The sequence below is a fragment of the Dietzia cinnamea NBRC 102147 genome (genome assembly GCF_001571065.1).
Lineage (GTDB): Bacteria > Actinomycetota > Actinomycetes > Mycobacteriales > Mycobacteriaceae > Dietzia > Dietzia cinnamea.
In genome coordinates this window covers 1-1,331 of sequence record NZ_BCSW01000130.1, presented here as the reverse complement: position 1 = coordinate 1,331, position 1,331 = coordinate 1, and the positions used below count along the sequence as shown (strand labels likewise).

Annotated in this window: 1 protein-coding gene; it reads left to right on the top strand. The window is 63.6% G+C overall.

What is annotated here, in order from left to right; all coding sequences use genetic code 11:
* The first annotated feature begins 208 nt into the window (after nucleotides 1-208).
* Nucleotides 209-1,297 carry an IS110 family RNA-guided transposase gene (locus tag DCI01S_RS16440; protein ID WP_061230205.1) on the top strand — a complete coding sequence of 363 codons (1,089 nt, stop codon included), beginning with the start codon at nucleotides 209-211 and terminating at the stop codon, nucleotides 1,295-1,297.
* Nucleotides 1,298-1,331 lie beyond the last annotated feature (34 nt).

The following is a 1,331-nucleotide window of genomic DNA, read 5'->3' as shown; positions in this document are numbered from 1 at the left end:
TTCAGTACCAGAATGAGAGTGGCTCGGTGGAGTTGGCTCGTTTCTTCGCTGCCGTAGGTGGCTTGTCCCCGATGTGCCGCTCCGCCGGGCTAGCACCGCCGCTGGAGGTCGTGGCCTGATAGGAGCTTGCTCGCTCGTCCTGCCCCACTGAGGCGTGCCCGATCTCGAACGGCGGTGCCGTACTGCACGCAACATCAGGAGGTCGGCGATGACTGTCATTGGAATTGATGCCCACAAGAATTGGCACACGCTCGTCGCGGTCGACGAGGTCGGCAAGAGAATCGATGTCCTCACGGTCGAGGCTCGGGCTGCTGGGCATCAGAAGATCATGGCGTGGCTCGAGCAGTTCGACGGCGTCTGCATTGCGGTCGAGGACTGCCGGCATCTGACCCGTCGTCTGGAAGCTGACCTGCTCGATGCCGGGCACAAGGTGGTGCGAGTCCACACCAGGTTGATGGCAGGTATGCGCCGTTCGGGTCGTGAACTCGGCAAGTCTGATCCGATCGACGCTGAAGCCGTTGCACGCGTTGCTCTGCGCGAAGATGATCTACCGACGGCCGAGCTGCCCGGCCCGGCGCGGGAGATCAAGCTGTTGTCCGACCATCGTCGTAGCCTGGTCGCTCGACGTACTGCTATGCAATCCAAGGTCCGCTGGTTCCTGCACGAGATTGATCCTGAACTGCAGATACCGTCCCGGGCACTGCGTCGCTACCATCTGCTGGATGAGCTAATCGCACGACTCTACGAACACACCGGGGCGGTGGCCGAGATTGCCCGGGATCTCCTGGAGGACATTCGGTCGCTCACGCGGCGGATCAATGAGATCGAGAGCCGCCTGACCAAGCTGGTGCGTGCGGATCACCCACGTCTTCTCGAGGTCCCGGGCCTCGGGGTTCTCGGCGCGGCCACAATTATCGGGGAGACCGCCGGGGTCAGGCGGTTCAAGTCCAAAGACGCCTTCGCCCGTTTCAACGGCACCGCCCCAATTCCCGTCTGGTCGGGCAACAAGGTCCGCGTCAGGCTGTCCCGGGGCGGCAACAGGCGCATCAATACCGCGCTGCACATGGCCGCGGTGACCCAGCTGCGACTCGGCGCAGAAGGTACCGCCTACTTCGACAAGCTCATCGCCGCCGGCAAGACCCGCACCGAGGCGTTGCGCCTGCTCCGCCGCCGCCTATCCGATCGGGTGTTCGCAGCGATGCGGGCAGACGAAACACGGGTCGTGCTCGACGCCACGTCACCTCCTCCACCTGCAGCACCGCAATCTCCAATCGCTGCGCTCCAGACGGCCGCTTAACGAAGACTTGACATAGGAGCATCGCGGAGCTGGA

Bases quoted from the DNA above. Each gene is read 5' to 3' on its own strand.
- DCI01S_RS16440 (WP_061230205.1), top strand. From the start codon at position 209: ATGACTGTCATTGGAATTGATGCCCACAAGAATTGGCACACGCTCGTC.